The following is a 23,674-nucleotide window of genomic DNA, read 5'->3' on the forward strand; positions in this document are numbered from 1 at the left end:
CCTTCCTTGTCCAAGCGTCAGTCCTCGATGCCGCGCTGCGCCGGCACCCCGGCCTGGAACGCATGCTTGACCAGGCCCATCTCGGTGACCGTGTCCGCCAGGTCGATCAGCTCCTGCGGGCAGCGGCGCCCCGTCAGCACCACATGCACGTCGCGCGGCCGATCGCGCAGTGCCTGCAGCACCTCCTGCAGCGGCACCCAGCCGTAGATGAGCGGATAGGTGATCTCGTCGAGCACCACCAGGAAATGCCCGCCGCCCAGGATGGCATCCCGGGCACGCTCCCAGCCGGCGCGGGCCAGGGCGGCCGAATGTTCCAGGTCGCGGCTCTTCCAGCTGAAGCCGTCGCCCAGGCCCTCGATGGGAATGCCGAGCTGTTCGAAGACGCGGTGCTCGCCGAAGCGCGCGCTGGGCACCTTCATGAACTGGAAGATCTTCACCGGCTTGCCGCGGCCGTGCGCGCGCAGCGCAAGGCCGAAGGCCGCCGTGCTCTTGCCCTTGCCGTCGCCGGTATGCACCAGCACGAGGCCGCGGCGCTCGCCGTCCGGCTTGTCCGAGCGGCGCTCGGTGGGTGGAGATTCGATCTGCATGCGGAAGAAAAATGAATGAGGGAAGGAAAAAGGAAAGGCTCGGCCGGGGAGCGGCGTCAGCCGCCTGGTGCAGCCGGACCGACGCACGGCACCGCCACGCGCAGGCCGTCCACCTCGCGCACGCGGATGCGGTGGCCGAACACGGCCTCCAGCGCCGCATGGGTGGCGGGATCGTCGCCCGGGCCATGGTGGAGCACCCGGCCTGCGTCCAGGATGACCAGCGCATCGGCCTGCAGCGCGAACGACACCTCGTGCAGCACGCTCACCACCGCGCAGCCCTGCCGCACCAGCCCACGCACGGTCTGCAGCCAGTCGGCCTGGTGGGGCGGGTCGAGGTGGGCGAGCGGCTCGTCCATGAGCAGCACCGGGGCCTGCACGGCCAGCGCACGGGCCAGCAGCACGCGCTGGCGCTCGCCGCCGGAGAGTTCGGCAAGCGGGCGGTGGCGCCATGCCCAGGCCTGCGTGGCCTCCAGCGCGGCGCGCACGGCTGCATGGTCCGCCGGGCTGGGCGGTGCGAGCCAGGGCTGGTGCGGCAGCCGGCCCAGCATGGCAATGTCGTAGGCGGGCAGGCCGTCGGAGCCGGCCTCGCCCTGCCCCAGCCACGCGAGCTGGCGCGCCCGCTCCCGCGCACCCCAGCGCGGCAGCGGGCGGCCCATCAAGTCGATGTGGCCTCGCACGGCGCCGCCCGGCAGCAGGCCTGCCAGGGCCTTGAGCAGGGTCGATTTGCCGGCGCCGTTCGGCCCGACCACGCTGGTCCAGCAGCCGGCGGGAATGCTCAGGTCCACATCGCGCAGCACGGGCGTGCCGCCAAAGGATGCGCAGAGGCCGGATGCCTGCAGGGCGACAGTGCGGTCCATGCGTTCAGCCTCCGCGGCCCAGCCGGGTGCGCCGGTGCATGAGCCACAGCAGGTAGCTGCCGCCCAGCGCTGCCGTGAGCACGCCCACCGGCAACTCCTGCGGCGCGACGATCCAGCGCGCGAGGATGTCCGCGGCCAGCAGCAGCACCGCGCCCATCAGGCTGGAGAGCACCACATGGCGCTGGTGGGTGGACGGCGCGATGGAGCGCACTAGGTGCGGGGCGGCCAGGCCCACGAAGGCGATCAGGCCCGTCTGCGCCACCGCGGTGCCGGTGGCCAGCGCCATCGCCGCCACCAGCCCCGCGCGCATGGGCGCGAGCGGCAGGCCCAGGCTGGCTGCCGTGGCCTCGCCCAGCACCAACCCGTCCAGCGCGCGTGCCAGCACCCAGGCGGCGCCGGCGCTGAGCGCCCAGGCCCCGGCCATCAGCCCGCAGGCGATCCAGCCCACGAAGGCGGTGCTGCCCAGGGTGAAGGCCTGCATGGCCTGCAGGATCTCGGGCGAGGCCAGTTCCACCAGGTCGCGAGCGGCGCCGAGCACCACGCCCACGATCACGCCCGCGAGCAGCAGCCGCAGCGTGTGCTGCACGCCGCGCGCCAGCACCAGCGTGAGCAGCACGGCTGCCACGGCGCCCAGGAAGGCCATGCCCGTCACGCCCAGCCGCGCGAGCCACTGCGATGCACTGGGCGACAGGCCGAACAGCGCCATGGCCAGCGCGCCGCCGAGCGCCGCGCCCGAGGCGCTGCCCAGCAGGTACGGGTCCGCCAGCGGATTGCGGAACAGCCCCTGCGCCACCGCGCCAGACAGGCCGAGCAGCGCACCGGCGAGCCAGGCGCCCAGGGTGCGCGGCAGGCGGATGTCCCACAGGATCTGCCGCGCCACGGGATCGGCATCCGGGCCCCAGGCCAGTCCGATGCCGGTGCTGCCCACGCTCGCGCCCAGCAGCAGCAGGGCCGCGCCGGCCAGCAGCAGCCCCGCGGCCAGCCACGCCGCACGGCGGGCGCCGCCGGCATGTCCGGCCCCGTCGTCCACCGGGCTCATGGCGCCTTGTCCGCGAGGCAGCGCGCCATGATGCGCGCGGCATCCGCCATGCGCGGGCCGGGGCGCACCGCCACGTCGGCCTCGCGCGGGGAAAACACGCAGACGCGCTGCCCCTGCACGGCGCGCAGGCCGTCCCAGCCCGGGTACGGCACCAGGGCCTGCATGCTGCTGTTGCCCACCATGATGATGTCCGGCTGGGCCCGCACGACGAACTCCGGGTTCAGCCGCGGGAACGGCCCCAGCTCGGGCGGCACCACGTTGCGCGCGCCCAGGCGGGCCAGCGTCTCGCCGATGAAGGACGACGTGCCGGCCGCGTACGGCCCCCGGCTCACCTCGAAATACACCCGGGCGCCGCGCGCGCGCTCCGGCAGCGACTGCGCGGCCGCCTGCACGCCCGCGTCGATCTCGCGCCACACGCGGTCGGCGCCCTGCTGCGGCGGCACGGCCAGCAGCGCGCCCAGGGTGCGCAGCACCTCGCGCACGTCCGCATGCGTCCTGGGCTCCAGCGCCACCACGGGAATGCCCAGCGCCTCCAGCCGGTCGCTCGCGCGCGAGCTGGTCGCCAGCAGCACCACGTCCGGCCGCCGGGCGGCGATGGCCTCGATGTTCGGGTCGATGCCGCCGCCCATCTGCGGCAGCGCGCGCACGGATTCGGGCCAGTTGGAGTAGCGGTCCACGCCCACCAGCCGCGCGCACTGCTGCAGCGCGCAGACCGATTCGGTGAGCGAGGGCAGCAGGCTCACGATGCGCTGCGGCGGCCGGGCGAAGGCGATGCGGCGGCCCCGGCCGTCGGTGATCGCCACGCCGCCCGCGGGGGCATCGGGCACCGCGGAGGCCGCAGAAACCGCGGCCGCGGGCTTCGGCGGCACCTGCGCCAGTGCCGGCCCCGGCGCGCCGGCAGCCCCTGCCAGCAGGGCCGCCGCCCCCAGGCGCTGAAGTAAAGGAATCACGGGAGGCCACCGGTTCATGGCTGCGGCGCCTCCTTCAGCGCGAGCGGCAGGCCGGCTGCCATGAGGGTGACGCGCGCGCAGGCCTCGGCAGTGCGCTGGTTGAGGCGGCCCAGCGCATCCACGAAGGCACGCACCTCGCGGCCCAGCGGGATGACGCCCAGCCCGATCTCGTTGCCGACCACCACCACCGGCCCCGGCGCCTGACGGATGGCCTCCAGGAAGGCCTGGCACTGGGGCTCGAAGTCGCCCGGCGGCTGCGCCTCGGGCAGCGGCATCAGCCACTGCGTGAGCCACAGCGTGAGGCAATCGACCACGACCAAGGTGCCCGCCCGCGAGCAGCGCGCCAGCGCTGCGGCCACGTCCAGCGGCTCCTCCACCGTCTCCATGCCCGGCACGCGCACCGCACGCTCGCGCTGGTGGCGGGCGATGCGCTCGCGCATCTCGTCGTCCCAGGCCCGGCCGGTGGCGATGAGCACCGCGCGGTGTGCGCCGGAGGCCTCCATCCAGGTGCGCGCCAGCATCTCGGCACGGCGCGACTTGCCGCTCTTCTGCCCGCCCAGGATGAATTCGCTGCGCGCGACCGACAGCCGCGTGTCCTGCATGCTGTCGCCGACGCCATCGCCCACGAAAGGGGCCGCCAGGGCCGTCATGCGGCGGCCTCCGGAGCCGCCGCCGGCGCCGGCTCCGCCAGTGCGTCCCCGGCGCCGAACAGCGCCGCCACGGCCCGCGGGCTGGAGGGGAACCAGGCGTGGAAATAGCTCGCGTGGATGCTGCCCTGCCGGTAGAGCGCCTCGCCTGCGCCGCCCTCGCCCGGATCCGGGCGGCGGGTGCGCGCGCGCACGGGGGCGCTGCTCTCGCAGGTCGAGTAATGGAAGGTGTGGCCGCGCAGCACTTGGCCGTCCAGGTCCAGCTGCTGCGGCCCCAGCGCGGCCAGCCGCCGCTGCATGGCCACGTGGCCCGGCAGCAGTCCCCAGAGCGGCTTGCGCTCGCCGTCCGCGAGGGTGATCGATTCGAAGAGCGCCATCATGCCGCCGCATTCTGCCCATACGGGCCGGCCGGCCTCCACGTGGGCCCGCAGGCTGCGCTGCATGCCGGTGTTGGCGGCCAGGCGGTCGGCGTGCAGCTCCGGATAGCCGCCGGGCAGCCACACCGCGTCGCAGGCTGGCAGTTCCGCATCCTGCAGCGGCGAGAAGCGCCGCACGCGTGCGCCCAGGGCCTCCAGCGTCTGCAGGTTGGCCCGGTAGATGAAGCAGAACGCGGCATCGCCGGCCACCGCCACGGTGCGGCCGGCCAGCAGCGGCGGCACCGCGGCGCGCGGCGCGGGCGCTGCGAACTCCACGGCGAACCGCTCCTGCCAGTCCTGCGGCGACAGGCAGCCCAGGGGCGTCTGCGCCAGCGCATCGGCCGCCAGATCGATGCGCGCCAGGCCGTCGGCCAGTTCGTGCGCGGCCACCAGGCCCAGGTGCCGCTCGGGCAGCAGCCCCGCGCGCTGGCGGCCCGGTGGCGCGTCGCCTGCAGGCGCATCCGCCGCGGGCGGGGCGACGCGCGCCAGGGCGCCCATCCAGTCTCCCGCATCCGCCAGGCTCTCCTGCAGCATGCCGGCATGGCGCGCGCTGCCCACGCGGTTGGCCAGCACGCCCGCCCAGGGCAGGCCCGGGCGGTAGTCCCGCAGGCCCCAGGCCAGCGCGCCGAAGGTGCCCGCCATGGCAGAGGCATCCACCACGGCCAGCACCGGCAGGCCGAAGCGCTGCGCGAGGTCCGCGAGGCTGGGCGTGCCGTCGAACAGGCCCATCACGCCCTCGACCAGGATCAGGTCGGCCTCTTGCGCGGCAGCGTGCAGCCGCTCGGCCGCGTCCTGCTCACCCGTCATCCAGAGATCGATGGCATGCACCGGCGCGCCGCTGGCCTGCTCCAGCCAGCACGGGTCGAGAAAATCCGGACCGCACTTGAACACGCGCACGCGCCGCCCCTGCCGCGCGTGCAGGCGTGCCAGCGCGGCGGTCACGGTGGTCTTGCCCTGCCCCGACGACGGCGCGGCGATCGCGATCGCCGGACAGCGGATGCTGCCCGCCGTGCCGGCGGCCCTGCTCAACGCGGCGCCCACTTGAGGCCTACATAGAACGTGCGGCCCGCCTGCGCATAGGTGCGCGCGGTCTGGTAGTTCCTGTCGGCGAGGTTGTCCACGCGCGCGAGCAGCGTCGTGTCCTGCGCCACGCGCGTGCTGGCATACAGGTTGACGAGCGTGTAGCCGCCCAGCACCGCGGTGTTGGCGGCGTTGTCGAAACGCCGGCCCTCGGCCTGCACCTCGGAGCCCACCGTCCAGCCGGCGACGCGCGTGTCGGCGCCCAGCGTCGCATGGCGCCTGGCGCGTCGGGGCAGCAGGCGGCCGGTAGTTTCGTCGCGGTGGTTCTGCAGGTCCACGGATGCGCGCAACTGCACGCCGCCCAGGGTGTGCTGCGCGGACAGCGTCACGCCCTGGTACTTCGCCCGGCCCGCGTTGGCATAGCAGCCGAACTCATCCTGGCACGGGCCGGCCTCGCCGAAGACGATGAGGTTCTTCACGCGGTTGCGGTAGGCCACCACGGACGCGCTGCTCGCGCCCTGCGCCCAGCGCAGGCCCAGTTCCACGTTGCGGCCCTCTTCCGGCTTCAGCGACGCGACGCCGTAGGGGCTGAAGCGCTGGTAGAGGGTGGGGGCACGGAACGCGGTGCCGGCCGATGCCGTGGCCCGCCACTGCGGCGTGATCGCGTAGCCGTAGGCGATGCTGCCGGTATTGTGCCCACCGAACTCGCTGTCCGAATCATGGCGTGCGTTGATCTGCAGCGCATGCGGGCCGGCGGTGAAGCCGTAGCCCAGCGCCAGCGCGTCCTGCGAGCGGTCGCCATCGAGGCCACCGTTGCGCAGCTGGTCCTCGCGGCGCTCCAGCGCGGCGGTGAACAGATGCCCCCCCTCGCGCCATTCGTTCTGGAACAGGTAGCCGCGCAGGCGGGTATCGGCGGTGTAGGGCGAGGGGCGCGTCTCGTAGCGCTCGCGCGAATCGGTGACCGACACGCGGGTGGTGTAGCGGTCGCTCCATTGCGCCCGCCAGTTCAGCCCCAGCGCATGCATGCGATGCAGGGCGCGGTCGTCGTTGCCCAGGGGCGTGGTGTCGTAGCCCGCATTGGTGTCGGCGCCCAGCAGCGTGCCCTCGAGGCGCTGGCGCGGATCGATCTGCAGGCCCACGCGCGCGTTCACGGCAGAGCGGCGCAGGCCGTCCTTGTCGGGGTTCTGACCCGCGACGGGCCGGGCGTTGAAGCCGTCGCTGATCTCGCGCTCGAAGCCCAGCGCGTAGTCCACCGCGCGGCCCTCGCCCGCCGAGCCGCTCACGCCGGCCTCGGCCTTGTAGGTGCCGTGGCTGCCGGCGCCGACGCCCACGTAGGGCTGCGCCGGGCCCTCGCCCTTGCGCGTGAAGATCTGGATCACGCCGCCCACGGCGTCCGATCCGTACACCGCGGCGGCGGGGCCGCGCAGCACCTCGATGCGGTCGATGAGGCCCAGCGGGATCGCCTCCCAGGGCGCGCCGCCCGTGGTCTGCGAATCCACGCGCACGCCATCGATATAGACGGCGGTGAAGCGCTGCTCCGCGCCGCGCAGGTAGACGCTGGTCGTCGTGCCAGGCCCGCCGTTGCGCGAAATCTCGATGCCCGGCACGCGGGCCAGCACGTCGGCCAGCCCCGTGGCGCCGCTGGCCTCGATGGTGTCGCGGTCCACGATGGAAACGTCGGCCACGAGATCGGCCAGGGGCTGGGGCGTGCGGTTGGCGGTCACCACGACCTCGCCCATCGGGGCTGCGGTGGCCGCTTGCACCGCCGGGGCCAGCGACAGGCCCGTGGCGAGCAGGACCAGCGTGGCAGGCGCATGGAGGAACGGAAGGGCAGCACGTGCGCCGGCGGCGCCGCGGAACCGGGGAATCGGAGAATGCATGGAAGCGATCGCAGAAAACGAGCCCGCGCCGGCCTCCCCGCCGGCATTGGGCGACACGGCCGCGCAGGCCCGATGGCTCTGGCGCGGCCTCCGTGTTGGCCGGTATCCGGGCTGGTGGACGACACGCTCCTGCGCCTTCCCAGGCGCTTGTTCAAGGCACCCAGTGGCCATGTGCAGGAGGCGGCGAAAGCCGCCCTGCCGAAAGGGGCGGGCAGCTTTCTTCCACGGACCGTTGCGGGGGCAGCGCAGGCACGGCGCGTCCGTGGCGGACGGCGCCTCCCTGCTTCCCGTTGAACCGCGGTCTGTGAACCAGGCCGCAGGCACCAACGCAGCGGATTCTAGGACGTTTCGATACATATTCCCCCGCCCTGCCCCAACCCTACAATCCGTGCATGGATTCACCCTCCCCCCTCGACCAGATCACCGAGCGCGTGGAGCGGCTGCTCGTGCGCCATGCCGAGCTGCAGCGCGCCAACGCCCTGCTCACCGCCCAGGTGGTCTCGCTCACGCAGGAGCGCGACTCGCTCCGGTCGCGCCTGAACACGGCCCGCACGCGCATCGACGCGATGCTGGAGAAAATGCCGCCCCCGCCGGGCGATGCCCCGACCGACCTGCCCAAGGAGGCCGAATGAACCAGATCGAAGTGCAGATCATGCAGCAGAGCTACCGCCTCGCCTGTCCGGAAGGCCAGCAGGAACGGCTGCTGCAGGCGGTCGAGCGCGTGGATGCGGCCATGGTCCGCATCCGCGACGCCGGCAAGGTGCGCGCGCGCGAGCGCATCGCCGTGCTGGCGGCCCTGAATCTGGCCTTCGAACTGGCCGACCAGGCCCGCGCTGCAGCCGCGCCCGCCGAGGCGCCAGCCGCGCAGGAGCCCCCGGACGATCTCCCGCCTGCGCAAGCGCATGCCGCTGCGGATGCCCGGGCCACCCTGCCCGGCGCCGCGCCGGCCGCCGACGGGCCTGCCCAGCGCAGCCTGCTGGCCGACGGCGAGGCGCCGGATGGCGATGCGCTGCAGGCGCTGCTGCGGCGCCTGGACCATGCACTGGGCGAGGACGGCCGGCCGGCCTGACCCTGCACTTCCAAAGGGCGGTTTGCGCGCCTACAATGGGGGCGTCTGCAGTGCCGCCGGGCTTTATATTTCCTTGAACCAATGCTCCATGAGCAAGGGCTTGGTACATTGCCCGGTGAGCGTGATCATCTCGCGTCAGATGAACCCAACGCCTGGCTGCCCTCGCCCCCCTGAACCCCCGGTTCAGGATGACGGTCCGGCGGCTACTGCGGACACCCTTTTACCCGAGCGCCGCGGCAACCCCGCGGCGCTTTTGCGTTGCGGGCTCATGCCGGTGCGCGGCCGCCCTGTGCATCCCGCGCGACCAGGGCGCGGAAGTCCTCGGCAGGCAATCCCGGGGCCACCAGGAAGCCCTGGAAGTAGTGGCACTGCATGGCCTGCAGCGCTTCGCGCTGCTGCGGCGTCTCGACCCCCTCGGCCACCACCTGGATGCGCAGCGCCCGGCCGATGTGCACGATCGCCTCGATGATTGCCCGGTCGCTTTCGTCGTCCGGCAGGCCGCGCACGAACGACTGGTCGATCTTCAGCTTGTGGATGTGGAGCTTCTTGAGGTAGGCCAGGCTCGAATAGCCCGTGCCGAAATCGTCGATCGACAGGCCCACGCCCAGCTCGGCCAGGGCCGCGAGGCGCTGCGCCATTTCCTGGGCATCCTGCAGCAGGATGGTCTCGGTCAGCTCCAGTTCCAGCAGCGACGCCGGCAGCCCGTGGCTGCGCAGCAGCGACACGAGGCGCTCCACGAAGCCGGACTGCCGGAACTCCAGCGCGGACACGTTCACCGCCACCACCAGGGGCGTGCCGGCCTGCATCCAGCGGGCCGCCTCGCGGATCGCCTGCTCCAGCACCCAGGCGCCCAGGGTCACGATGTAGCCCGACTCTTCGGCCAGTGGGATGAAGACGCCCGGCGACACGGCTCCGAGCCCGGGATCGTTCCAGCGCAGCAGCGCCTCGGCGCCCACCACCCGGCCCGAGGCCATTGCCACCTGCGGCTGGTAGTGGACGGCGAAATCGCCGCGATCCAGCGCCTGCCGCATCGCATGCTCCAGTTGCATGCGCGAGAGCATGTCGGCATTCATCTGCGGCTGGTAGAACCCGTAGCTGCCCCGGCCGCGCTCCTTGACCCGGTACATGGCGGTGTCCGCCTGCTTGATCAGGTCGTCCAGCGTCTCGCCGTCCCGGGGATGCAGCGCGATGCCGATGCTGCACTGGATGGAAAAGCCCATGCCGTCGAGCATGAAGGGCTGGCGCATGTCCTCCAGGATGCGGAGCGCCAGGGACTCGGCCAGGTGCGCGTCGCCCGCATCCAGGTGGAGCACGAACTCGTCGCCCCCCAGGCGGCACAGCATGTCGTTCTGCCGCAGGCAGCCCTGCAGGCGCTGCGCCACCAGTTGCAGCACCCGGTCGCCGAAGAGATGCCCCAGCGAATCGTTGATGATCTTGAAGCGGTCGAGGTCGATGAACAGGATGGCGAAGCCGCCGCCCTGCGCACGCGCGGTTTCCAGCGCCGAGGCGACGCAGCGCGACAGCAGCAGGCGGTTGGGCAGGCCGGTGAGCACGTCGCTGTACGCCAGCTGCTCGATGCGCTTTTGCGCGGCATGCTGCAGGGTGAGGTCGCGGAAGGAGTACACGCGCCCCATGGGCCGGCCCTGGATCATCTGCGGCACCGAACGGCGCTCGATCACGGTGCCCGTGCGCAGGTGCAGGATGTCGAGGGTTTCCTCCTCCGGGAACTGCGCGATGCCCAGCAGCCGCGCGCGGTAGGCATCGGCATCGGTGACCTGGCCGGCCATGTGCGCCTCCACGGCCGCGTCATTGCGCTGCACGAGCAGGTCTTCCGGCATGTTCCACAGCCAGGCCATGCGCTGGTTGAAGGCCCTCACCCGGCCACCCATGTCGCAGACCAGCATGCCGTCGGCGGCGGAGTCGAGCGTGGCGCGCAACTCCGAGAGCAGCCGTTCCAGCTCACCCTGGATGGATGCCTGCTCGCTGCGGTCCAGCATGCCCAGCACCAGCAGCGGCATGCCCTCTGGAGAATCGACGGCGGCGACGCGGCGGTCCACCGGCACGAGGGAGCCGTCGGGGCGCAGCATGCCCGAATGCGAATGGATGCCCGCCCGCAGCCCGGCCATGTCCTGCGACCAGAACGCGAGATCCTCGGGCGTGCAGGCCAGCAGGTGCACCGGCAGCCCTTCCATGGCGTCCTGCGGCCGGCCGGCCAGCTCGGCCGCGGCCCGGTTGCACAGCACCACGTTCAGCGACTGCGCATCGACCAGCCAGAGCGCCTCGCGCAGGCCCGCGAACAGCGACCGCCACGCGACATCGATGCCAGGGCGGTTCATTCCGGCACCTCGTCCGCGCCGGCCACCAGCGCCCTTTCGAAGAAGTAGCAGATGCGCTTGCGCGGCGACAGGTAGTCCAGCGCATCGCGCGGCAGCTGCGCGGGGCGCAGGCTGCGGCGGATGCCAAGGTCCGGCGAGCGCTCCAGGTCGAGCACCAGCGCCTCGTCGCGCGGCACGCTGCCGTCGTGCACGATGACCTGCGGCCGCAGCGGCCGGGCCGAGTCCACCGCCACCACGATGGCATAGCGCTCATTGGTGAGCTGCACGATCGATCCCGCGGGGTACACCCCCATCAGGCGGATGAAGCACTGCAGCACCTGCGCGTCGAAACGGGACTTGTGCTGGGCGAACAGGACGGACAGCGCCTCGTGCGGCGTCAGCGGCGCCGCGCCGCGCAGCGGGTTGCACAGCCGGTCGTAGTGGTTCACCAGCGCGAGCACCTGGCCCGCCCGGCCCAGGTCGGCCCCCCGCAGCCCGAGCGGAAAGCCGCCGCCGTCGGCCCGTTCGTGGTGCTGGGCGATGGCCGAGACCACCGCCCGGCCCAGGCCCATGCGCTGCGCCAGCACCACCGATTCGCCCACGTGCGCCTCGTAGAGAGCCTGGTCGGCCGGGCCCAGCGCGGCGCTGGGCTGCGCGACGTGCGGCGGCAGGGAGATCTTGCCCAGGTCGTGCAGCAGCGCCGCGATGCCCAGGTCACCCAGGTCTTCCCCGCGCATTCCCAGCGACTTGCCCAGCAGCAGGGACAGCACCGCCACGTTGACGGAATGCAGCGCGGCGCGCGTGCCGGCCCGCTCGGACAGCAGCCGGACCGCGGAATCGCCATGGGCCATGAGTTCGTCCACGCAGCCGCGGACCAGGGACTCGGTCGCCTTGCGCGCCTCGGCCGGATCCTGTTCCACGTGCAGGGCCAGGCGCTCGTACACCCGCGTGGCCCGCGCGAACTGCTCGTCGCAGCGGGCCAGGGCGCGGCGCTGGGCATCCAGGCGCGCATGCAGCGCGCCCGCCGGCTCGGCAGCCGGGGTGCCGGAGCCGGCCCCGGGCACCGGGGCTGGCTCCGCAGGCCCCTGCGGAGCGGATGCCGGTGCCTCCATCGCCGCGCGCACCGCCGCATCGCTGCGCGCGGGCACCCAGCGCACCTGCTCCAGTCCCAGCGATTGCAGGGTGGCGACCTGGTCCCCGGATGCGATCCGGAAGCTGCTCACCGGAAAGGGATGGTTCATCCATCCCAGCTCCAGCTGGATGTACATGCCGACGCGCAGCTGGGCGACGTCGATGAGGAGGGAGGAGTTCACGGGGAGGTCACGAAATAAGAGAGGCGCGTAACGCCTCTCATTCGAAACCATTATCACCAGTTCGTGAGCAGCTGTTTCCGTGCCCGCGACAAATGTACCGCTTCAGCGACACCAGGGCTCCAGCGCATGGCGCCCCACGTCCATCCAGAGCGCCCAGGCCGCCACGGCCGCCAGCAGCAGGCCGGCGAACCGCGTTCCCCAGGTGGCGCGCGCCGCGTCCACCCGGGAGCGGAGCCGCCGCCAGGCCCAGGCGCCGCCCAGCAGCCAGAGCGCGCCGCCGGCGCCGAACGCGGCCATCGCCGCGGCACCCTGCGCCGGGCTGCCGGCCAGCGCCGCCACGAGCAGGGCCGAATACAGCAGCCCGCACGGCATCAGGGCCCAGGCCAGCCCGGCCACCGCGAGGCCGCCCGGAGCGCGCACGCCGGGGCCGACGCGGGCCCAGACCGCGCGGCCGGCCCGCTCCACCCAGGCCGGTTGGCGCGCCTGCAGGGCCATCAGGAGGCCCCAGGCCAGCATGCCCACGTGCAGCAGCGTCCATGCCGGCCGCAGGGCCGCGGACTGCTGGGTGAGCCAGGCCAGGCGGTCCATCGCCAGCGCCGCGGCGGCCCCGGCCAGCCCGTAGCCGGCCATCCGGGCGAGATGGAACACCGCGGTGCGCGCCATCGCGCTGCGGAGCAGGCCGCCCGGTCCGGACGCAGCCAGCGCGGCGCAGGCGGCGGGCGCCCCCGCCGCGGCCGGCACGGAGCCGTACCGGCGCAGCGGCGCCAGCGCAGCCGCCCCGCCGCCCTGCGGCCCCCCCAGGATCGCGGCGCAGGGGGCCGCGCACATCGCCAGGCAGTGCGGCCCGCCCGCCAGTCCCATGGCGAAGGCCGTCCAGATCAGTGCGTCGGGCATGGCGGCTCCTGCAAAAAGAAAAGAGCCGTCAGATGATCCGGGAGAACCGCGCGCGGTTGCGGTCCGCCTGCAGGTAGCGGTCGAACACCATGGCCACGCCGCGCACGAAGAACCAGCCCATTTCCGTCACGCTGATGCCGTCTTCGCCCACCGTGACGAGGCCGTCGCCGGCCATGCCTTCGAGCACCTCGATTTCCGCCGCGAAATACCGCCGGAAATCGATCAGCCACGACTGCTCCATCGGCTCGAACAGCACTTCGCCCTGGCACATGAGGGCCATGATGACGGAACGGCGCACGAGGTCGTCACGCGTCAGCGCGAGGCCGCGCACCACCGGCAGCCGGCCCTGGTTGATGAGGTCGTAGTACTCGTCCAGGGTCTTCGCGTTCTGGCTGTACGTGGCGCCGATGCGGCCGATGGCGGAGACGCCCAGCGCGATCAGGTCGCAGTCGGGCTGGGTGCTGTAGCCCTGGAAGTTGCGGTGCAGCCGGCCCTGCCGCTTCGCCACGGCCAGGGCGTCGCCCGGCAGCGCGAAGTGGTCCATGCCCACGTACACATAGCCCGCTTCCTGGAAGGCGTTGAGCGAGCGCGACAGCATCGACACCTTGGCGGACGCCATCGGCAGTTCGGCCGACACGATGCGCCGCTGCGGCTTGAAGCGCTCCGGCAGGTGGGCGTAGGCATAGAGCGCGATACGGTCGGGCCGCAGCTCGCACACCTGGGCCAGCGTGCGGTCGAACGATTCGGGGGTCTGCCGCGGCAGGCCGTAGATCAGGTCCACGTTGACGGACTCGAAGCCGATCCGGCGCGCCTCCTGCACCAGCGCGAACACCTGCTCGGCCGGCTGCACGCGGTGCACCGCCTTCTGCACGGCCGGGTCGAAATCCTGCACGCCGAAGCTCAGCCGGTTGAAGCCCAGCTCCGCCAGCCGTGCGAGCCGCCCGGCGTCCACCGTGCGGGGATCGACCTCGATGGAATACTCGCCCCCCGGCACGAGCGTGAAGCTGCGGCGCAGCATGTTCATCAGCTCCTGCAGCGCGTCGTCGCCGAGGAAGGTGGGGCTGCCGCCTCCGATGTGCAGCTGGCTCACCGCATGGCCGGGCGCGCAGTGCGCCATGTGCAGGTCGATCTCGCGGCTGAGGTAGCGCAGGTACACGTCGGCGCGCTCGGGGTGGCGCGTGATGATCTTGTTGCACGCGCAGTAGTAGCACAGCGATTCGCAGAACGGGATGTGCACGTACAGCGAAAGAGGCACGGCCTTGGCGGCGGAGCCGAGGCGGCGCTGCTGCAGCGCCAGCACGTACTCGTCCGCGCCGAAGGCCTCCACGAACCGGTCCGCGGTCGGGTAGGAGGTATAGCGGGGGCCCGGCACGTCGAAGCGGCGCAGAAGCTCGGGAGTCACAGCGTTCATGGTGCGGAATTCCTTATCGGTCCACAATGTGCCCCAGGTCCTTCGCCGTTGTCCTTGACGCCGGTCAAGCATTCGGACGCGCGTCGCTGCGACAATTGACGCATCACAGCCACCCGCCACATTCTTTCCGCACGCATGCGCTCCCGCCATGCGTGCGCACCGTGGCAGGCCTGCATGCACAACGAGATAGCACACAGAAGGGAAGGCTGCTCATCCATGAATCCGCACACCATCAAGGTTGCCTGCTCGAACTGCAACCTGCGCGAGCTCTGCATGCCGCTGGGCCTGAACGAGCAGCAGCTGCAGCGCATCGATGACATCGTCGCCACGCGCCGCAAGGTCAAGCGCGGCGGCACGCTGTTCCGCAACGGGGAGGCGTTCACGTCGCTCTTCGCCATCCGCACGGGCTTCTTCAAGACCTGCGTGGCCACCGAGGACGGGCGCGACCAGGTGACGGGCTTCCAGATGGCCGGCGAGATCATCGGGCTCGACGGCATCGTCAGCGACCACCACACCTGCGACGCCGTCGCGCTGGAGGACGCCGAGGTGTGCGTCATGCCCTTCGAGCGCATCGAGGAGCTGTCGCGCGAGGTTACCGCCCTGCAGCACCACGTCCACAAGATCATGAGCCGCGAGATCGTGCGCGAGCACGGCGTGATGCTGCTGCTGGGCAGCATGCGCGCCGAGGAGCGCCTCGCGGCCTTCCTGCTCAACCTCGTGCAGCGCCTGCATGCGCGGGGCTTCTCGCAGTCCGAACTGGTTCTGCGCATGACCCGCGAGGAGATCGGCAGCTACCTGGGCCTCAAGCTGGAGACCGTGAGCCGCACGTTCTCGAAATTCGTCGAGGAAGGCATCGTCGAGGTCAAGCAGCGGCACGTGCGCATCGTCGAGCCGGATGCGCTCAAGCGGATCGTGAACAGCCAGGCTTGTCACTGACATCCCCCTGAGGCGCTGCGCGCCTTCCCCCTTCTCTCGCATCGCTACGCGATGCGGGAAGGGAGACGACGCCAGTGGCCGGGCGAAGCCCGTTCCACGGCGTCTGCTGGCCTGGCCTGCTCCGCGGCCTTCTGATCGGTGAGGCCGTGCGCGCTCTCACTGCATGAACTTGCCGCACTCCATCGGGCGCTCGCCCGCGGGAACGGGACAGCGGTTGAGCTCGAAGGGCGACATGGACAGCAGCGTGGTGAGGGCGCTGGAGAGCATGCACAGCGCCCAGAACACGAAGAACGCCACCGTATAGACGCCCTCGCGCGAGAGGGCGAGGGGTTGGTCGGACCAGTGCAGGGCGGCAGGGTCCACGAAGGCGAATACCACCATCTCGATCAATCCTGCCACCAGGAAGGCGGGCCAAGCGATCCACATCCAGCGTTGGGTTCTCATCGCGATCTCCTCCTTTGCAGTCATCGGTGTCGAAAACGAACGGAACACATCGGGCTCCGGTGCCCGCCAGGCAGCGCCGCGGTACTCAGCGCGGCTGGTCCTGGGCCGGCGTGGCCGCGTGGTTGCGCGCCTTCATCGCCGGCTCCATGGCCGCGGCGCGCGCGCGCTCCCGCTCGAGCGTGCGGTTGATCTCGATGCCCTGGCGGTAATAGTCTTCCGCCACCACCGGATCGGGCTGCCGCACGGCGAGCCATGCCGTCGCCGTGCCGGCGACCACCACGATCGCGGGCCCGGCGATCACCATCCACACGTGGCCGAACTTCCACCAGGGCTGGGCCGCCACGGCGGCCGATGTCGTCTTGTGCGCCATCATCTCGAACTCCTTCCTTCGTCACCACGGCCCCATCACACCACAGGGTGGCAGGGGCCTGCCATACTGAATAACACCAACCGCCCTCGCCGCCTCAGCGCGGCACGAGGAAGATGGATTTCTCTTTCACGCGGGCCCGGGTCTCCAGGGACTGCACCTCGAAGGCCACCGGATGCGAGCCCGGCGCGGCCGAGCCGTACGGGATCTGCAGCCGCACCGCCACCCAGCGCGACTGCGCCGCGCCGATCTCCACCTCGGCCTCGGATGCGACGGCCAGCCCTTCCAGCCCGGACGCCGCGATGCGGTAGCGCTGGGGCGCCTCTGTCGCATTCATGATCTGCAGGCTGTACACGTTCTCCAGCCGCCCGCCGGCCACGATGCGCGAGAGCGCCGCGCGGTCGCGCACCACGTCCACCTTGAGCGGCGTGCGCAGCGCCAGGCTCGTGAGCATGCCGACGCACAGCGCCACCAGCACCGCCGTGTAGATCAGCACGCGCGGCCGCAGCACGCGGCGCAGCATCTGCGACTGCGTCCAGCGGTTCGCCACGCCGTTCTGCGTGGAATAGCGGATGAGCCCGCGCGGGTACTTCATCTTGTCCATCACGGTGTTGCACGCATCCACGCACAGGCCGCAGCCGATGCATTCGTACTGCAGGCCGTTGCGGATGTCGATGCCCACGGGGCAAACCTGCACGCACAGCGTGCAATCGATGCAATCGCCCAAGCCCCTGGCCCGGTGGTCCACCGACTTGTTGCGCGGGCCGCGCGGCTCGCCGCGGATCTCGTCGTACGTGACGATGAGGGTGTCCTTGTCGAACATCGCGCTCTGGAAGCGCGCATAGGGGCACATGTACTTGCAGACCTGCTCGCGCAGGAAGCCGGCGTTGCCGTAGGTGGCGAAGCTGTAGAAGGCCACCCAGAAGAGCTGCCAGGAGCCCTGCAGCGCCATCAGCTCGGTGCCCAGTTCGCGGATGGGCACGAAGTAGCCCACGAAGGTGAAACCCGTCCAGGCCGCGACCGCGATCCAGAGGAACTGCTTGAGGGCCTTCTTGCGGATCTTCTCGAAGGTCCAGGGCCCGTTGTCGAGCCGCAGGCGCGCACTCCGGTCGCCCTCCACCTTGTGCTCGATCCACATGAACATCTCGGTGTAGACGGTCTGCGGGCAGGAAAACCCGCACCAGAGCCGGCCCGCCACCGCGGTGAACAGGAACAGCGACAGCGCCGAGATGATGAGCAGGCCCGTCAGGTAGATGAAATCCTGCGGATACAGCACCAGGCCGAAGAGGTAGAAGCGCCGAGCGCCCAGGTCGAACAGCACCATCTGCCGCTCGCCCCACTGCAGCCACGGCAGCCCGTAGAACACCAGCTGCGTGAAAGCGACCATGGCCCACCGCCAGCGCGCGAACACGCCGGCGATGGACCTCGGGTAGATCTTCTTCTGGGCTTCGTAGAGGGAGACGACTTCGGCCTGTGCCGATCCGCCGTCCGCCGGAACGGGGGCGATCGGGATGACCTTGCGCGGCTGTCCGTCAGGGGGCTTCATGTGGATTCTGCTTTGGTCTGTGGGCCGGCGGACTCGTTTCGTGGGGGCAGGGATTGCGCGTGGGACCGTCGGGGGCGGCGCGCCGGCCGGCGGCGCCCCGGGTACGGTCCCGCGGTTCAGTTCGCCGGGGCCGCCGCGGCGGTGTTCGCGCCGGGCCTGTTGGACAGGCCCCAGACGTAGGCGGTCAGCACGCCGATCTGCGCATCGGTGAGCTTGCCGGCCTGGGCGGGCATCTGGTTCACCTTGCCGTTGTTGATCATGGCGGTGATGGCGCCCTCGCCCCAGCCGTGGAGCCAGATGTCATCGGTCAGGTTGGGCGCGCCCAGCGCGGTGTTGCCCTTGCCGTCCATGCCATGGCAGGCCGCGCACACCGTGAACTTGGACTTGCCCAGCGAGGCGCGCAGCGAATCGTGCGGGCTGCCCGACAGGCTCAGCACGTAGTGGGCGAGGTTGCGCACGTCCTCGGCCGAGCCGACGGCCGCCGCCATGGGGGGCATGGTGCCGATGCGGCCCTTCTCGATCGTCTCGCGGATGTTGGCGGGTGCGCCGCCGTGCAGCCAGTCGTTGTCGGCCAGGTTCGGGAAGCCCTTGCTGCCGCGCGCATCGGAGCCGTGGCACTGCGCGCAGTTGTTCATGAACAGGCGCTCGCCGATGGCCATGGCCTCGGGGCTGGCGGCGGCCTGCTCGGTGCTCATCGCGGCGAATCGCGCATAGAGCGGCTCCAGCTCGGCCTTCGCCTTGGCCATCTCGTTCTCGTACTCGCCGCGTTGCGACCAGCCCAGCTGGCCGCTGAAGCGGCCCAGGCCCGGATAGGCGGCCAGGTAGCCCAGGCCGAACACGATGGTGATGACGAACAGCCACATCCACCAGCGCGGCATCGGGTTGTCCATCTCGGTGAGGTCGCCGTCCCAGACGTGGCCCGTGGTGTTGTCGGCGCGCGGCTCGACCTTCTTGCGCGCGGTGATCCACAGCAGGATGAGACAGCCGGCGATGCCGCCGAGGGTCAGCGCGACGACGTACACCGACCAGAAATTGTGGGTGAAGTCACTCATGGTTCTTCTCGTTCTCGAAAGAATTCAGTGGAGCGTCCGGTTCGGTGAACGGCAGCTGCGCCGCCTCCTCGAACCGGGACCGGTTGCCGCGGGAGAACGTCCAGGCCAGGATTCCGAGGAACAGGGCGAACGAGATCAGCGTCGCGGCGATGCGGACGGTGGTGATGTCCATGGCGGCCTCCCCTTACTTGAGCGCGCGGCCCATGACCTGCAGGTAGGCCACCAGCACGTCCAGTTCTGTCTTGCCCTTGACCTCGTCGGCCGCACCGGCGATCTGCTCGTCGGTGTAGGGCACGCCCACGGTGCGCAGGGCCTTCATGCGGGGCGCGGCGACGGACGGGTCCACCGCGGTCTTCTCCAGCCACGGGTAGGCCGGCATGTTGGACTCCGGCACCACGTCGCGCGGGTTGTTCAGGTGGATGCGGTGCCACTCGTCGCTGTACTTTCCGCCCACGCGGTGCAGGTCGGGGCCCGTGCGCTTGCTGCCCCACTGGAACGGGTGGTCATAGACGAACTCGCCGGCCACGGAGTAGTGGCCATAGCGCAGCGTCTCGGCGCGGAACGGGCGGATCATCTGCGAGTGGCAGTTGTAGCAGCCCTCGCGCAGGTAGATGTCGCGGCCCAGCAGCTGCGTGGCCGTGTAGGGCTGCACGCCGTTGACCGGCTCGGTGGTGGACTTCTGGAAGAACAGCGGCACGATCTCCGCCAGGCCGCCGACGGCCACCACCAGCACGATCAGCACGATCATGAGGAAGTTGTTGGTCTCGATCTTCTCGTGGGAGAAGCCGGCTTTTGTCGTTGTGTTGTCGGACATGAAAGCGCTCCAGGGTTTCAGGCGTGGGCAGGTGCCACGGCCGGGATCTGCACCTTGACCGAGCGGCCGGCCATGGCGGTCTTCCACACGTTCCAGGCCATCACCACCATGCCCGCGAGGTACAGCAGGCCACCGGCGAAGCGGATGACGTAGAAGGGATAGGTGGCCTTGACGCTCTCGACGAAGGTGTAGGTGAGCGTGCCGTCGGCATTCACCGCACGCCACATCAGGCCCTGCATCACGCCGGCGATCCACATGGCGGCGATGTAGAGCACGATGCCGATGGTGGCCATCCAGAAGTGCAGTTCGATCGCCTTGATGGAGTGCATCTTCTCGCGGCCGAACAGGCGCGGCACGAGGTAGTAGAGCGAGCCCATCGTGATCAGGCCCACCCAGCCGAGGGCGCCGGCGTGCACGTGGCCCACGGTCCAGTCGGTGTAGTGGCTCAGGGCGTTCACCGTCTTGATGGACATCATCGGGCCCTCGAACGTGGCCATGCCGTAGAACGACAGCGACACGATCAGGAAGCGCAGGATGGGATCGTCGCGCAGCTTGTGCCATGCGCCCGACAGGGTCATGATCCCGTTGATCATCCCGCCCCAGCTGGGGGCCAGCAGGATCAGCGAAAACACCATGCCCACGGACTGCGTCCAGTCGGGCAGCGCGGTGTAGTGCAGGTGGTGGGGGCCCGCCCACATGTAGGTGAAGATCAGCGCCCAGAAGTGCACGATGGACAGGCGGTAGCTGTACACCGGGCGGCCGGCCTGCTTCGGGATGAAGTAGTACATCATTCCCAGGAAGCCGGCCGTGAGGAAGAAGCCCACGGCGTTATGGCCGTACCACCACTGCACCATCGCGTCCTGCACGCCCGCATAGGCGGAGTAGCTCTTCATCCAGCCTGCGGGCACTTCCGCGCTGTTGACCACGTGCAGCAGCGCCACCGCGAGGATGAAGCCGCCGAAGAACCAGTTGGCCACGTAGATGTGTTTCACGCGGCGCTTGCCCACGGTGCCGAAGAACACGATGGCGTACGACACCCACACCAGCGTGATCAGAATGTCGATCGGCCACTCGAGCTCGGCGTATTCCTTGCCCGTGGTGTAGCCCAGCGGCAGGCTGATGGCCGCGGCCACGATCACCGCCTGCCAGCCCCAGAACGTGAAGGAGGCGAGCGGGCCCGCGAACAGGCGCACCTGCCCCGTGCGCTGCACCACGTAGTAGCTGGTGGCGAACAGCGCGCAGCCGCCGAACGCGAAGATCACCGCGTTGGTGTGCAGCGGGCGCAGGCGGCCGTAGCTGAGCCACGGAATGCCGAAGTTGAGTTCGGGCCAGGCGAGCTGAGCGGCGATGACCACGCCCACCAGCATGCCGACCACCCCCCACACCACCGCCATGATTGAAAACTGCCGCACGACCGTGTCGTTGTAGTGCGCGGCATTCGAGACAGAAGAATCCATCGGGCACCTCTTTTGGTTTGCTTACAAATTCTGACGAGGGGGGCCCCGGAGCCGTTTGACAAGCGTCAATCGTCCCGAAGAATGCGTTCGCCTTCCTGTTCGACGTTGTCGAATTGCCCCCGGTCGATGGCCCACCAGAGCCCGACCAGGATCAGCAGCACAAGCACGACCGACAGCGGAATCAGCAGGTACAGGATGTCCATCACGCGGCTCCCTGCGCCAGGGGCGCGGAGGCGGGCGGCAGGGCTGCGTCCGCCCCCGGGGCGGCCGTGCCGGCATCGCTGCCCGCGCCCCGCGCAAGGCGCGCCGCGTTCGCCACCACCAGCAGAGAACTGAGCGCCATGCCCAGCCCCGCGAGCCAGGCCGGCATCCAGCCGGCCACGGCCAATGGCACGCACAGCGCGTTGTAGGCAGCGGCCCAGGCCAGGTTCTGCCGCACCACGCGCAGCGTGCGCCGCGCGAGCCGCACGCTGCGCTCGACCATCGCGAGCTGGTCGCCCATCACCACGAAATCCGAACGCGACCGCGCGAGCGGCACGGCCCGGCCGAAGGCGAACGACACATGCGCGCCCGCGAGCACCGGTCCGTCGTTGAGGCCGTCGCCCACCATCGCCACATGCCGGCCGGCGGCCTGCAGCGCGCGCATGCGGTCGAGCTTGTCCTGCGGCGAGCAGTCGCCACGGGCGGCATCGATGCCCGCGCTGGCGGCCAGGCGCGCCACCGCGTCGGCACGGTCGCCTGAAAGCAACTCGACCGACAGGCCGGCCTCGCGCAGGCGGGCAACGACACCGGCCGCGTCGGGCCGCAGGTCCTCCCGCCAGTCGAAACACGCGACCTCCGCGGGCCACGCGGCCAGGGACGCGCCGACCGGCAAAGGCTCCGCGCTCAGGGCCACCCGCTGCGTGGCGGCTGCACCGGCATCCCCGGCCCGGCCCAGGCGCAGCACGGCAGGCGCCCGCAGGCCCTGCAGGTCATCCACCCGCGCGACCAGGCCCTGCCCCGCCACTTCGCGCACATCGCTCAGCCGCCAGCGCGCGCCGGCGCCCTCTTCCTGCGGCCCGGCCGCCTCCACCAGCGCGCGGGAGAGCGGGTGCAGCGAGTGCCGTGCCAATGCCGCCGCCAGGGACAGCGCATCCGCTTGCGTGAAGCCCTGCGCCGGATGCACGCCCGCGATCCGGATGCCGTCCTGCGTCAGCGTGCCGGTCTTGTCGAACACGACCGTGTCCACCGCAGCCAGGGCCTCCAGGGCCTGCAGGTTGCGCACCAGCACGCCCTGCCGCGCGAGCGCGCCCGCCGCCGTGAGCATGGCCACCGGCGTGGCGAGCGAAAGCGCGCACGGGCAGGTCACGATGAGCACCGCCACCGCGACCATGAGTGCATGTTCCGGATCCGTTTTCCACCACCACGCCGCAGCCAGGCCCGCGGCCACCAGCACTCCGGCCAGGAACGGCCGCGCGATGCGGTCGGCCAGCTGCGCCAGGCGCGGCTTCTGCGCCGATGCGGCCTCCATCAGCGCGACGATCTCGGCGAAGCGCGTGTCGCCGCCGACGCGCTCCACCCGCACCTCCACGGGCGCGCGCAGGTTGTAGCTGCCGGCCGTCACGGCCGCGCCTTCCGCGCGCGCCAGCGGGGTCGACTCCCCCGTGAGCAGCGCCTCGTCCACCTGCGTGCTGCCGCGCTCGATTCGCCCGTCGGCCGGGAAGGCCTCGCCCGGCAGGATGCGGACCACGTCGCCCACCGCGAGCCGGCGCACGGCCACGCGCGCGAACGCGCCATCGGCGCCGCGCCGCTCCACGCTGTCGGGCAGGCGGTTCATCACCGCCTCCAGCGCGCCCGCCGTGCGATCACGCATCCGCATCTCCAGCCAGCGGCCGGTGAGCAGGAAGAACACGAACATGGTCAGCGAGTCGTAATAGACCTCGCGGCCGAAGGCGCCGGCCGGGTCGAAAGTGCCCGCCGTGCTCACCACGAAGGTGATGCCCATGCCCAGCGCGACCGGCAGGTCCATGCTCACGCGGCGCAGGCGCAGGTCGCGCAGCGCGCTGGAGAAGAACGGCCCGCACGAGAAGATCATCATCGGCAGCGTGATGACCCAGGAGGCCCAGCGCAGCAGCCGCTCCATTTCGGCCGTGAGGTCGCCCGGCTGCGCCACGTACGCAGGCCACGCGTACATCATCACCTGCATCATGCAGAAGCCCGCCACCAGCCAGCGCCACAGGGCCTTGCGGCCCTCGCGCCGGCGCTGCTCGCGGGCCAGCGCATCCATGGCCGGCAAGGCGGGGTAGCCCGCGCGCGCCACCGCGGCCATCCAGCGCGACGGGCGCACGCGCCGGGCGTCCCACACCACCCGCGCGCGGTGCGTGGCCGCGCTCACCTCGGCCTGCAGCACGCCGGGCACGCCGCGCAGCGCATCCTCCACCGTGAGCGCGCAGGCCGCGCAATGCATGCCCCCGAGGACCACGTGCGACTCCCACAGTCCTTCGGTGGCGTACCCGGGCTCCGCCGCGCCGGCAGCCTGCGTGCGCACCGGCCGCCCGAAGGCGGGCCACTCCAGCGGATCGTCGAGCAGCTCGGCAGCGGAATCGGCGGCCTCCACCGACACGGAAGGATCGGACATCATGGACACGGAGGCTAGGCTCCATGGCACCGGTCCGCGTTGA

At 71.2% G+C, this 23,674-nt stretch carries 23 protein-coding genes, 1 other RNA gene and 1 riboswitch; of the genes, 4 read left to right on the top strand and 20 right to left on the bottom strand.

The window, feature by feature from the left end; genetic code table 11:
- Nucleotides 1–17 precede the first annotated feature (17 nt).
- From cobO to T336_RS0124065, 7 genes are read right to left on the bottom strand one after another with little or no spacing between them, the layout of a single operon-like run.
- Nucleotides 18–587 (bottom strand): cob(I)yrinic acid a,c-diamide adenosyltransferase, encoded by a 570-nt coding sequence (gene cobO / locus T336_RS0124035; RefSeq protein WP_026434425.1) that lies wholly within the window; start codon nucleotides 585–587, stop codon nucleotides 18–20.
- 56 nt (nucleotides 588–643) lie between these two features.
- Nucleotides 644–1,444, bottom strand: a complete 801-nt coding sequence (locus T336_RS0124040; RefSeq protein ID WP_026434426.1) for an ABC transporter ATP-binding protein — start codon at nucleotides 1,442–1,444, stop codon at nucleotides 644–646.
- 4 nt (nucleotides 1,445–1,448) lie between these two features.
- On the bottom strand, nucleotides 1,449–2,483 hold the full coding sequence (locus T336_RS0124045; protein ID WP_026434427.1) for a FecCD family ABC transporter permease: 1,035 nt from the start codon (nucleotides 2,481–2,483) through the stop codon (nucleotides 1,449–1,451).
- A complete protein-coding gene (locus T336_RS0124050) occupies nucleotides 2,480–3,451 on the bottom strand; it encodes an ABC transporter substrate-binding protein (RefSeq protein WP_026434428.1) in 972 nt (323 codons plus the stop codon). The genes T336_RS0124045 and T336_RS0124050 overlap by 4 nt, the downstream gene beginning before the upstream one ends.
- Nucleotides 3,448–4,083: a bifunctional adenosylcobinamide kinase/adenosylcobinamide-phosphate guanylyltransferase gene (locus tag T336_RS0124055; protein ID WP_026434429.1), complete on the bottom strand. Its 636-nt coding sequence runs from the start codon at nucleotides 4,081–4,083 to the stop codon at nucleotides 3,448–3,450. Before T336_RS0124055 ends, T336_RS0124050 begins: the two co-directional genes overlap by 4 nt.
- Complete coding sequence (locus T336_RS0124060) at nucleotides 4,080–5,525, bottom strand: cobyrinic acid a,c-diamide synthase CobB (protein WP_035227255.1); 1,446 nt, start codon at nucleotides 5,523–5,525, stop codon at nucleotides 4,080–4,082. The genes T336_RS0124055 and T336_RS0124060 overlap by 4 nt, the downstream gene beginning before the upstream one ends.
- Nucleotides 5,522–7,396, bottom strand: a complete 1,875-nt coding sequence (locus tag T336_RS0124065) for a TonB-dependent receptor domain-containing protein (RefSeq protein WP_404821602.1) — start codon at nucleotides 7,394–7,396, stop codon at nucleotides 5,522–5,524. Before T336_RS0124065 ends, T336_RS0124060 begins: the two co-directional genes overlap by 4 nt.
- 80 nt (nucleotides 7,397–7,476) lie before the next feature.
- A riboswitch (cobalamin riboswitch) is annotated at nucleotides 7,477–7,739 on the bottom strand.
- 49 nt (nucleotides 7,740–7,788) lie between these two features.
- Between T336_RS0124065 and T336_RS0124070 the strand changes: the two genes are divergently transcribed.
- The 3 genes from T336_RS0124070 (at nucleotide 7,789) to ssrS (ending at nucleotide 8,684) form a co-directional block, all read left to right on the top strand.
- On the top strand, nucleotides 7,789–8,028 hold the full coding sequence (locus T336_RS0124070; RefSeq protein ID WP_026434432.1) for a hypothetical protein: 240 nt from the start codon (nucleotides 7,789–7,791) through the stop codon (nucleotides 8,026–8,028).
- A complete protein-coding gene (locus tag T336_RS0124075; RefSeq protein WP_026434433.1) occupies nucleotides 8,025–8,465 on the top strand; it encodes a cell division protein ZapA in 441 nt (146 codons plus the stop codon). Before T336_RS0124070 ends, T336_RS0124075 begins: the two co-directional genes overlap by 4 nt.
- Before the next feature lie 39 nt (nucleotides 8,466–8,504).
- A non-coding RNA gene (ssrS, locus tag T336_RS27655) (6S RNA) lies at nucleotides 8,505–8,684 on the top strand.
- Between the two features lie 47 nt (nucleotides 8,685–8,731).
- Here ssrS and T336_RS0124080 read toward each other — a convergent pair.
- Genes T336_RS0124080 through hemN form a run of 4 tightly spaced genes read right to left on the bottom strand, consistent with a single transcriptional unit; the run spans nucleotide 8,732 to nucleotide 14,398 of the window.
- On the bottom strand, nucleotides 8,732–10,801 hold the full coding sequence (locus T336_RS0124080) for a putative bifunctional diguanylate cyclase/phosphodiesterase (protein WP_019700174.1): 2,070 nt from the start codon (nucleotides 10,799–10,801) through the stop codon (nucleotides 8,732–8,734).
- Entirely contained in the window at nucleotides 10,798–12,144 is a 1,347-nt protein-coding gene (locus tag T336_RS0124085) for a cyclic di-GMP phosphodiesterase (protein WP_026434435.1), read from the bottom strand. Before T336_RS0124085 ends, T336_RS0124080 begins: the two co-directional genes overlap by 4 nt.
- A gap of 51 nt (nucleotides 12,145–12,195) precedes the next feature.
- Complete coding sequence (locus T336_RS0124090; RefSeq protein ID WP_026434436.1) at nucleotides 12,196–12,987, bottom strand: sulfite exporter TauE/SafE family protein; 792 nt, start codon at nucleotides 12,985–12,987, stop codon at nucleotides 12,196–12,198.
- 28 nt (nucleotides 12,988–13,015) lie between these two features.
- The gene (hemN, locus tag T336_RS0124095; RefSeq protein ID WP_026434437.1) at nucleotides 13,016–14,398 is read right to left on the bottom strand and encodes an oxygen-independent coproporphyrinogen III oxidase; all 1,383 of its coding nucleotides are present in this window, start codon (nucleotides 14,396–14,398) and stop codon (nucleotides 13,016–13,018) included.
- Nucleotides 14,399–14,614: 216 nt separating this feature from the next.
- Here hemN and fnr point away from each other — a divergent pair, with 216 nt between their 5' ends.
- Nucleotides 14,615–15,334, top strand: coding sequence for a fumarate/nitrate reduction transcriptional regulator Fnr (gene fnr / locus T336_RS0124100; protein ID WP_019700168.1), 720 nt, complete (start codon nucleotides 14,615–14,617; stop codon nucleotides 15,332–15,334).
- 156 nt (nucleotides 15,335–15,490) lie between these two features.
- On the opposite strand, the gene T336_RS0124105 is transcribed toward fnr, so the two are convergent.
- The 9 genes from T336_RS0124105 to T336_RS0124145 all read right to left on the bottom strand — a co-directional run bounded on the left by T336_RS0124105 (nucleotide 15,491) and on the right by T336_RS0124145 (nucleotide 23,634).
- Nucleotides 15,491–15,778, bottom strand: coding sequence for a hypothetical protein (locus tag T336_RS0124105; RefSeq protein WP_026434438.1), 288 nt, complete (start codon nucleotides 15,776–15,778; stop codon nucleotides 15,491–15,493).
- 85 nt (nucleotides 15,779–15,863) lie between these two features.
- The gene (locus T336_RS0124110; protein WP_026434439.1) at nucleotides 15,864–16,148 is read right to left on the bottom strand and encodes a FixH family protein; all 285 of its coding nucleotides are present in this window, start codon (nucleotides 16,146–16,148) and stop codon (nucleotides 15,864–15,866) included.
- Nucleotides 16,149–16,242: 94 nt separating this feature from the next.
- Nucleotides 16,243–17,691, bottom strand: coding sequence for a cytochrome c oxidase accessory protein CcoG (ccoG, locus tag T336_RS0124115; RefSeq protein ID WP_026434440.1), 1,449 nt, complete (start codon nucleotides 17,689–17,691; stop codon nucleotides 16,243–16,245).
- 116 nt (nucleotides 17,692–17,807) lie between these two features.
- Nucleotides 17,808–18,743 (bottom strand): cytochrome-c oxidase, cbb3-type subunit III, encoded by a 936-nt coding sequence (gene ccoP, locus T336_RS0124120; protein ID WP_026434441.1) that lies wholly within the window; start codon nucleotides 18,741–18,743, stop codon nucleotides 17,808–17,810.
- Nucleotides 18,736–18,915 carry a CcoQ/FixQ family Cbb3-type cytochrome c oxidase assembly chaperone gene (locus T336_RS0124125; RefSeq protein ID WP_013594007.1) on the bottom strand — a complete coding sequence of 60 codons (180 nt, stop codon included), beginning with the start codon at nucleotides 18,913–18,915 and terminating at the stop codon, nucleotides 18,736–18,738. Before T336_RS0124125 ends, ccoP begins: the two co-directional genes overlap by 8 nt.
- A gap of 12 nt (nucleotides 18,916–18,927) precedes the next feature.
- Nucleotides 18,928–19,557, bottom strand: a complete 630-nt coding sequence (gene ccoO / locus T336_RS0124130) for a cytochrome-c oxidase, cbb3-type subunit II (protein WP_019700107.1) — start codon at nucleotides 19,555–19,557, stop codon at nucleotides 18,928–18,930.
- Nucleotides 19,558–19,574: 17 nt separating this feature from the next.
- Entirely contained in the window at nucleotides 19,575–21,014 is a 1,440-nt protein-coding gene (gene ccoN, locus T336_RS0124135; RefSeq protein WP_026434442.1) for a cytochrome-c oxidase, cbb3-type subunit I, read from the bottom strand.
- 65 nt (nucleotides 21,015–21,079) lie between these two features.
- Nucleotides 21,080–21,217 carry a cbb3-type cytochrome oxidase assembly protein CcoS gene (gene ccoS / locus T336_RS0124140; RefSeq protein ID WP_011794659.1) on the bottom strand — a complete coding sequence of 46 codons (138 nt, stop codon included), beginning with the start codon at nucleotides 21,215–21,217 and terminating at the stop codon, nucleotides 21,080–21,082.
- Nucleotides 21,217–23,634 (bottom strand): heavy metal translocating P-type ATPase, encoded by a 2,418-nt coding sequence (locus T336_RS0124145; protein ID WP_026434443.1) that lies wholly within the window; start codon nucleotides 23,632–23,634, stop codon nucleotides 21,217–21,219. Before T336_RS0124145 ends, ccoS begins: the two co-directional genes overlap by 1 nt.
- Nucleotides 23,635–23,674 lie beyond the last annotated feature (40 nt).

Source organism: Paracidovorax oryzae ATCC 19882 (assembly GCF_000687165.1).
In the GTDB taxonomy this organism is placed as follows: domain Bacteria; phylum Pseudomonadota; class Gammaproteobacteria; order Burkholderiales; family Burkholderiaceae_C; genus Paracidovorax; species Paracidovorax oryzae.

Coding starts and splice junctions, on each gene's coding strand:
- cobO (WP_026434425.1), bottom strand. CDS start 587: ATGCAGATCGAATCTCCACCCACCGAGCGCCGCTCGGACAAGCCGGAC.
- T336_RS0124040 (WP_026434426.1), bottom strand. CDS start 1,444: ATGGACCGCACTGTCGCCCTGCAGGCATCCGGCCTCTGCGCATCCTTT.
- T336_RS0124045 (WP_026434427.1), bottom strand. CDS start 2,483: ATGAGCCCGGTGGACGACGGGGCCGGACATGCCGGCGGCGCCCGCCGT.
- T336_RS0124050 (WP_026434428.1), bottom strand. CDS start 3,451: ATGAACCGGTGGCCTCCCGTGATTCCTTTACTTCAGCGCCTGGGGGCG.
- T336_RS0124055 (WP_026434429.1), bottom strand. CDS start 4,083: ATGACGGCCCTGGCGGCCCCTTTCGTGGGCGATGGCGTCGGCGACAGC.
- T336_RS0124065 (WP_404821602.1), bottom strand. CDS start 7,396: ATGCATTCTCCGATTCCCCGGTTCCGCGGCGCCGCCGGCGCACGTGCT.
- T336_RS0124070 (WP_026434432.1), top strand. CDS start 7,789: ATGGATTCACCCTCCCCCCTCGACCAGATCACCGAGCGCGTGGAGCGG.
- T336_RS0124075 (WP_026434433.1), top strand. CDS start 8,025: ATGAACCAGATCGAAGTGCAGATCATGCAGCAGAGCTACCGCCTCGCC.
- T336_RS0124080 (WP_019700174.1), bottom strand. CDS start 10,801: ATGAACCGCCCTGGCATCGATGTCGCGTGGCGGTCGCTGTTCGCGGGC.
- T336_RS0124085 (WP_026434435.1), bottom strand. CDS start 12,144: ATGGTTTCGAATGAGAGGCGTTACGCGCCTCTCTTATTTCGTGACCTC.
- T336_RS0124090 (WP_026434436.1), bottom strand. CDS start 12,987: ATGCCCGACGCACTGATCTGGACGGCCTTCGCCATGGGACTGGCGGGC.
- hemN (WP_026434437.1), bottom strand. CDS start 14,398: ATGAACGCTGTGACTCCCGAGCTTCTGCGCCGCTTCGACGTGCCGGGC.
- fnr (WP_019700168.1), top strand. CDS start 14,615: ATGAATCCGCACACCATCAAGGTTGCCTGCTCGAACTGCAACCTGCGC.
- T336_RS0124105 (WP_026434438.1), bottom strand. CDS start 15,778: ATGAGAACCCAACGCTGGATGTGGATCGCTTGGCCCGCCTTCCTGGTG.
- T336_RS0124110 (WP_026434439.1), bottom strand. CDS start 16,148: ATGGCGCACAAGACGACATCGGCCGCCGTGGCGGCCCAGCCCTGGTGG.
- ccoG (WP_026434440.1), bottom strand. CDS start 17,691: ATGAAGCCCCCTGACGGACAGCCGCGCAAGGTCATCCCGATCGCCCCC.
- ccoP (WP_026434441.1), bottom strand. CDS start 18,743: ATGAGTGACTTCACCCACAATTTCTGGTCGGTGTACGTCGTCGCGCTG.
- T336_RS0124125 (WP_013594007.1), bottom strand. CDS start 18,915: ATGGACATCACCACCGTCCGCATCGCCGCGACGCTGATCTCGTTCGCC.
- ccoO (WP_019700107.1), bottom strand. CDS start 19,557: ATGTCCGACAACACAACGACAAAAGCCGGCTTCTCCCACGAGAAGATC.
- ccoN (WP_026434442.1), bottom strand. CDS start 21,014: ATGGATTCTTCTGTCTCGAATGCCGCGCACTACAACGACACGGTCGTG.
- ccoS (WP_011794659.1), bottom strand. CDS start 21,217: ATGGACATCCTGTACCTGCTGATTCCGCTGTCGGTCGTGCTTGTGCTG.
- T336_RS0124145 (WP_026434443.1), bottom strand. CDS start 23,634: ATGATGTCCGATCCTTCCGTGTCGGTGGAGGCCGCCGATTCCGCTGCC.